Below are 8029 nucleotides of genomic sequence, written 5' to 3' on the forward strand. Positions count from 1 at the left end.
CATTTTTTCGACAAAGCCTGCTGCTCGCGCGCGAGACGCTTTGCCGCCGTCCGAACTTCGCGACACGAAAGAAGTCCATGACGAAGCAACGCGTCGTATCACTCCGTCGCAGCGCCGATGCCGGCGCTACTGCGGCCGGCGGATGAGCGTGCGGCATACGCACCACCAAAGTCGCGGGGCAAAATTCTTCCGCAAGTATGGAACTCGTCACAGTTGCACTGAGATACTCCGCGCTCTGCGTGCAGTAGTGCGCATCGTTCGATTGGTTCAGGGGCCAACCATGAAGTTCGTCAACGTGCCGGCGTCGGTCGGCGCTGCGTATGCGGCTGTGCCGCGCGTTTCTTCCCGCATATCGTCCGGCATCCTTCGCGCGCTCGTGCTGGCCGCCGGCCTCGCCGCCGCGCCGCTCGCGAGCGCGCAGGTGCAGCGCACGTTCGTCAACCTCGGTTTCGAGCAGCCCTCGGCCGGTTCGTCGACCTGCTACTTCCAGGTTGCCGACGCGCAGGTGCCCGGCTGGACCACGAATCACCCGAGCCAGGCCGGTGCGAGCTGCGCGCCGTCGATCGCGGCGCAGACCGGGCCGCTGATCGAAATCTGGGCCAACACGTTCAATGGCGTGAACGCGCGCGCCGGCACGCAGTTCGCCGAACTCAATGCGGAAGCCGCGTCGCGCATCTACCAGAACGTCTGTCTCGCGGCCGGCGAGCCGATCGACTGGCGCTTCAGCCACCGCGGCCGGCAGAGCGCGACGACGAACGACGTGACCGAATTCCGTGTCGGGTCGAGCACCGGTACGAACCGCGTCGTGCGCGCGGGCACGCAGAGCGACGGCGGTGGCGGCGTCGTGACCTGCTATGCGAACGACGGCGGTGTGAACACGAACACGTGCACGTCGGCGCTCGCGACCTTCGGCTGGCGCGACTACAGCGGGCATTTCACGTGGCAGGGTTCGACCGGCGTGCAGGCGATCGGCTTCGAAGCCGTGTCGGCGGCCGGCGGCGCCACCATCGGCAACTTCATCGACGACATCCAGGTGACCCTGCGGCCGTTCGTCGAACTGTCGACGGCCAGCGTGAGCCTGCGCGAGAACGCGACCAGCGGCTGGCCGATGCTGCGCGTCGTCGGCACCGTGCCGGCCGGCGGCATCGTCGTGCCGCTGACCGTGCAGGGCAGCGGCACCGCCGTGCGCGGCAGCGACTTCGCCACGACCGGCGGCAGCGACACGTTCAGCGTGACGATCCCGGCCGGCGTCTACGACGGCAACAGCGTCGCGCTGCCGCTCGCCGCGATCGACGACACGCTGATCGAGGACAACGAATTCGTCGACATCGCGATCACCGCGTCTCCGACGAACTATGTGCTGAGTTCGACGCAGGTCTGCGGCGCGGCCGCGATCCTGTCCGCGCGCGTGACGCTGCTCGACAACGACGTCGATCTCGGCGTCGCGCTCGACGCGCCGGCCTCGGTGCGCGACGGCGCCGCGCTGACCTACACGGCGACCTATCGCAATCGCACGGCGCGGGCGACCGCGGGTGACGCGACCGCGCACGACGCGACCGTCAGCGTGAGTTCGACGACGCCGGCGGGCCTCACGATCCACGGCTGGACCTGTGCCGCGAGCGGCGGTGCGCGCTGCCCGGGCGGTGCGCCGAATGCGAGCGTCACCGGCAGCGGACCGATTGCCGGGGCGCTGCTGCTGCCCGGCGGCGCCGGTGCGGCCGGCGGCGAGGTCACGTTCACGGTCGGCGCGACGGTCACGCCGAACCACTGCAGCGCGATCGGCCTGAGCGCGAGCCTCGCAGCACCGACGGGCTTCTCCGAAGCGACCGGCGCGCAGCCGGGCTTCACGACGCCGGCGCCCAACGGCAGCAGCGACAACACCGCGTCGCGCAGCGTGAGCGTGACCTGCAACAGCGCGCCGGTCGCGCAGGCCGCGAGCGTGTCGGTGACGAACACGACGACGGTCGCGATCACGCTGGGCGCGATCGACGCCGACGGCGACGCGCTGACCTATACCGTGACCACGCCGCCGGCCCACGGCACGCTCAGCGGCACGGCACCGGCGCTGACCTACACGCCGGCTTCGGGTTATGTCGGCAGCGACACGTTCGCGTTCACTGCGAACGATGGCACCGCAACCTCGGCGCCGGCGACGATAAGCGTCACCGTCACCGCGGCCAATCGCGCGCCGGCCTTCACCGGCGAGGCGCCGACCAGTGTGGACGAAGGTGCAACGTATACCTTTGCCAATCCGGTCAGCGATCCGGACAGCGGCGACACGCAGAACCACAGCCGCCTGAACGGTCCTGACGATCTGGCCGTGAGCGCGTCGACCGGCGCGATCGGCTGGCCGGCGAATGCAGCGATCGTCGGTTCGAACCGTGCGCCGAACACGCTGTGCTACGGCGGCGGCACGACGGTGAGCGCCGTGCCGCTGATGGCCGACGTCATCGCGATCGTCGACGAATCCGGTTCGATGATCGGCGAGCACGCCTGGACCGCGGATTTTGCGATTCCGTTCCATGCGTATCTCACGGCGAACGGGATCGGTGCCGGCGGCGACGCGAACCGCTACGGCCTCATGGGCTTCAACGAAGCGCCGCGCGTGATTCCCGTGGGCGGCCTGCTCATGGGCAATCACCTCGACTTCCTCGAAGCCACCTCGCACTACGTCATTCCGGAATTCGGCGGCACCGAGGACGGCTGGAACGCGATCCACGGTGCGCTGATGCAATACCCGCTGCGCGAGAATTCCTCGCGCCAGGTGATGCTGATCACCGACGAGGACCGCGACGCGGCGAACGTGTCGCTGAGCTATGCGAGCGTGCTCGCGGAACTGCAGACCTACAAGATCGCGCTGACCGCCGTCGTCAACGCGCGCTTCCAGTGCGGCGATGCGAGCGTCGCGCTCGGTCTGGGTCCGGACGGCCTGGGCTACAAGGCCGACGGCGGCGGCGGCTACGTCACGTGCACGAACGCGAGCGCGGTCAGCGGCGACGGCACGACGATCGCCGACTACGTGAACCTGGCGCTCGCGACCGGCGGCACGGCCTGGGACATCGAGCTGCTGCGCGACGGCGGCCACATGGCCGAGTCGTTCACGAGTGCACTGATCGCCGCACAGGTGCGCGAGATCCTGACGCAGGAACCCACGGCCGCGCAGGCCGATCTCTACGTGCACGACCTGCGCCTCGTCGAAGGCGCGAACGACGTCGAAGTGATCATCGGCAATCGCGGCCTCGCCGCGGTCACGCAGGCGTTCACGGTCGCGTTCGCGGCCGACGGCAACCCGTTCGCGCAGGTCGACGTCGCCTCGCTCGCCAACGGCGCCACGGTCACGCGCCGCGTGCCCTGGACCGGCGGCAATCCCGCGCAGATCAGCGCCACGATCAGCGCGCCCGGCACGATCGACTGCCGCGCCGACAATGCGTCGCTCGCGGCCGTCGTCGCGCGCGTCGGCGTGACCGATGCGGGCGGACTCGCCGACGAGCGCCAGTTCAGTATCGGCGTCGCCGACGTGAACGCCGCACCGTCGATCGGCTCGACCGCGCCCACCGGCGTCGTGCCCGGCGATCGTTACGTCTACGCCGTGCAGGCCACCGATCCGGATCGCGGCGATGCGCTGGAATACACGCTGACGACCGCGCCGTCCGGCATGACGATCGACCGCCTGACCGGCGTGATCCGCTTCGCGCCGACGAGCAACCAGAGCGGCTCGCACGCGGTCACGGTCAAGGTCGCCGACCTCGCGGGGCTGTACGCCACGCAGTCCTACTCGCTGAGCGTCGGCGCGGGCCGCGTGCTGCCGCGCTTCACGTCCTTGCCGAACCGCCGTGCAGTACAAGGCCAGACGTATACCTATGCCCCGACGGTCAGCGCCGCACCCGATGCGGTGCTGAGCTTCACGCGCGTCGAAGGGCCGTCCGGCATGCAGGTCGACGCGACCAGCGGTGCGGTCAGCTGGGGCGTGCCCGGCGACTTCGCCGGCAAGTCCGCGCGCGTCGCCTTGCGCGTCAACGACCAGTTCGGCGGCTTCCACCTGCAGTTCTTCACCTTGCTCGGCGACAAGCCGAACGAGCCGCCGGTGTTCACGACGCAGCCGCCGACGACGATCACGGGCACCGGCGACTACGTCTATCCGACCCGGTCGAGCGACATCAACCTGTTCGAGACGCAGACCTGGAGCGCGCCGCTGAAGCCCACGGGGGCGGCGTTGACCACGACGCCGGCGAACCCGGCGCCGGGCACCTGGGGCCGGCTGACCTGGCCGCTCACGAGCCAGACCCCGGTCGCACCGGCCGGCCTCGACCTGCAGAACCCGTGGTGTTCGATCGTGCCGGCGAGCGTGCGCGCGTTCCAGCCCGCGGTGGCCTGGCGCCAGTCGTCCAACGGGACGAGTTCGCAGCCGCTGGTCGGCCCGCTGACCGACACCGACGGCAACGGCGTGCTCAACACGAACGACCGCATCGCGGCCGTGTCGGTCGCCGGTCTCGGCGGTCCGCGCCTGCGCGCGCACGATGCCTATACGGGTGACATTCTCTGGACGTATACCGGCGGCTATGCCGACTACGAAGTCGCGCCGGCGATGGCCGACCTCGAAGGCCGCGGCCAGGTCACGATCCTCTATCTCGACACGACGCGCCGGCTCGTCGCGCTCAACGGCGACGGCACGCTGCGCTGGACCTCCAGCGCGCAGGCGGGCAACTACGCGTTCTATACCAACGCGATCAGCCTCGCCGATCTGGATCGCGACGGCGTCGCCGAAATCCTGATCGGCCCGGCGGTGTTCAGCGCGAACGGCACGCTGCGCTGGCAGTACCCGAGCCCGACCTACGAATACAGCCGCGCGGTCGCGCTGGATCTCGACGGCGACGGCGTGCAGGAAGTGCTGTATCGCAGCGAGGCGCGCTCGGCGACCGGCACGTTGCGCTGGAAGACACCGAGCGCGCTCGCGAATGAGACCGTGCAGCACAGCCAGCTCGCACCGATTCCGGTCGCGGGCGGCGCGCAGCTCGGCGTCGTCGTCAGCGAACAGACCACGGCGGGCTATCGACTGAGCCTGCTGCGCAGCGACGGCACGGCGATCTGGCGCCTCACCGACCAGACCATCGTCGATCGCGTCGGCGCGCCGCTGGTGGCCGACTTCATCGCCGAGGAACCCGGCTATGAAATCTATTCGGCCGCGATGGAAAAGCTGTTCAGCAGCCAGGACGGCCGCGTGATCTGGTCGCTGAAGGGTACGCAGGGCGCACGCCGCTACAGCGGTGCGACCGCCGCGGCGCTCGACGGCGACAACGACGGGTTCCTCGAAATCTATTCGCCGTCCTGGGACGGCCTCAATCGCGTCGACGCGCGCACCGGCGTCGTCACCGCGCGCGTCGGCTCGTACTCGTATCAATTCCAGTACGCCGGCCCGGTGCCGACCTTCGCCGACCCGCGCGGCGACGGCCAGGGCCGCCTGTGGCTCGGCGAGGGCGGCTACGCCGCGAGCTTCACGCCCGCGATCGGCAACTGGGCGATCGGCGCGCGCGTCGTGCATCAGCAGGCCTATGCGGCCGATCGCATCGGCGAGGACATGCGCGTGCGCGTCGCGATGCCCGGCGTGCTGCCGGCGCCGCTCTACGTCTACGGCGCGCCGAACCCGGCCGTCACGCCGACGCAGTACCAGAGCGATCTGCGTGCGTTCGGCCCTTACATCCAGGGCACCAGCGGCGAGATCACGCTGCGCGCCGACGTGCGCAACCGCGGCACGCTCGCGAGCCAGCCCTATGCGGTCGCGTTCTATCGCGGCACGAGCGCGATCCAAGCCAATCGCATCGGTCGCGTCGAGCTTCCCGCCTTGCCGGTCGGCACGACCGCGACGGCGAGCCTGCCCGGCCTCGAACCCTCGGCACTCGGCAGCGGCCCGCTGTTCGCCGCGATCGAGCCCGCGTCGAACGAGAACGAATGCGCGACCGGCAACAACACGAGCGGCGGCTGGGCGTTCCAGGTCGCCGTGACCGACAACGAAGCGGCGACGACGACGCAGACCTGGGCCGCGGGCTTCGTGCAGGCGACCGGCGTCGCGCCGACGTTCACGACGACCGGCCCGACCACCGGCAACGAGCAGCAGCCGTATCGCTACGACGCGGTCGCGACCTCGCCCTACGCCGGCGATGCCGTCACCTATGAACTCGCGTTCGGTCCGCCCGGCATGGTCGTCGATTCGCGCCGCGGCACGGTCGAGTGGACGCCGGCCTGGGGCCAGACCGGCTGGTGGCAGTTCACGATCCGCGCGACCAACCTCGCCGGCAGCTATACGCAGCAGCAGACCTGGGTCAACGTCACGCCGTCGAGCGCGCCGAACACCGCGCCGGCGTTCACGTCGACGGCGCCGACCAGCGCGATCGTCGGCGTGACCTATGACTACGCCGCGCAGGCGGCCGACGCCGAAGGCCACGTCATCACCTACGCGCTGAACACGGCGCCGACCGGCATGACGATCGAGGCGGCCACGGGCCGCGTGCGCTGGACGCCGAGCGCGACGGCGACCAACGTGCCGGTCACCGTGAAGGCGACCGACGCGCGCGGCGCGTTCGTCACGCAGTCGTTCACGCTGAACGTCTATCCCGGCGCCAACCGCGCGCCGGTCATCACGAGCACGCCGGGCTACACGGCCGCGCCGGCGAGCGCCTATGCCTACACCGTCACCGCGACCGACGCCGACAACGACACGCTGACGACGACCTGGCTGACCGTGCCCGGCGGCGCGACGACGACCGGCGCGACGGTCAACTGGACGCCGCAGACCGCGCAGGTCGGCGAGCACACGTTCGCGCTCGAAGTGCGCGACGGCCGCGGCGGCATCGCGTCGCAGAGCTGGGTCGTGTTCGTCAACGACGCCGCGACCAACGGCGCGCCGAGCCTCAGCGGCACGCCGGGCACGAATGCGACCATTGCGCAGTCGTATACCTATGCACCGAGCGCGACCGATCCGGACAACGACACGCTGGCCTGGCGCCTCGCGCGCGCACCGGCCGGCATGACGATCAGCGCATCCACCGGCGCGATCGCCTGGACGCCGGTCCGCGCGCAGGTCGGCACGCACGCCGTGCGCATCGAGGTCAGCGACGGCCACGGCGGCGGCGCGTGGCAGGACTACACGATCACCGCGGCGATCGATCCGCAGAACCCGCCGCCGAACACCGCGCCGGTCATCGACAGCGAACCGCCGACCGCGGCGAAGATCGGCCGCGCGTACCGCTATGACGTGCTCGCGCACGACGACGACGGCGAGACGCTGTACTACAGCCTGCAGCAGGCGCCCGCGGGCATGACGATCGCGAGCGGCACCGGCCGCATCGACTGGGCGGCCGCGCAGACCGGCACCGTCGAGGTGCGCGTGCGCGTCGCCGACACGGCCGGTTCCTGGGCCGAGCAGAGCTGGGAGCTGACCGTCGGCGAATCCGGTGCGATGAGCCTGAACCTGCTCGTGGCACCCAACGTCGTGCTGCCGAACCAGAACGTCAATGTGAAGCTCGTGCCGCTGCGCGACGCGGGCCCGCTGACCGGCACGCTGACGCTCGACGGCCAGGCCGTCGCGCTCGATGCCGAGCTCGAAGCCGTCGTCACCGCGGCCGCGCCGGGCTATCACACGCTGAGCGCCTCGCTGAACGACGGTGTCGAAACCGCGGTCGCCGCGGCGCAGTTCTTCGTGCTCGATCCGAGCCAGGCCGACGCGCCGCGCGTGGACCTGACCGCACCCGAGGACACCGCGCGCATCACCAGGCCCACGGCGATCCGCGGCTCGATCCAGGACGCCGATCTGGCGAACTGGACGCTCACGCTGACCGACACCAACGGCGGCGCGCCGGTGACGCTGGCGAGCGGCACGACGACGCAGGTCGACGCGGAACTCGGCACGCTCGATCCGACGCTGCGCCTCAACGGCCAGTACCGCCTGATGCTGGAGGCGACCGACGCTGCCGGTCACCTGAGCCGCGCGACGCGCACGGTGCTGATCGACGGGGAGATGAAGGTCGGCCACTTC

The 8029-nt window shown here is 70.5% G+C and carries 1 protein-coding gene; it reads left to right on the forward strand.

Annotated features, from left to right (window positions below; genetic code table 11):
• Positions 1–280: 280 nt before the first annotated feature.
• A partial coding sequence (locus VLF18_RS19675) for a putative Ig domain-containing protein (protein WP_325281332.1) occupies positions 281–8029 on the forward strand: 7749 nt, incomplete at its 3' end.

The sequence above is a fragment of the Tahibacter sp. genome (genome assembly GCF_035481375.1).
Taxonomy (GTDB): Bacteria; Pseudomonadota; Gammaproteobacteria; order Xanthomonadales; family Rhodanobacteraceae; genus Tahibacter.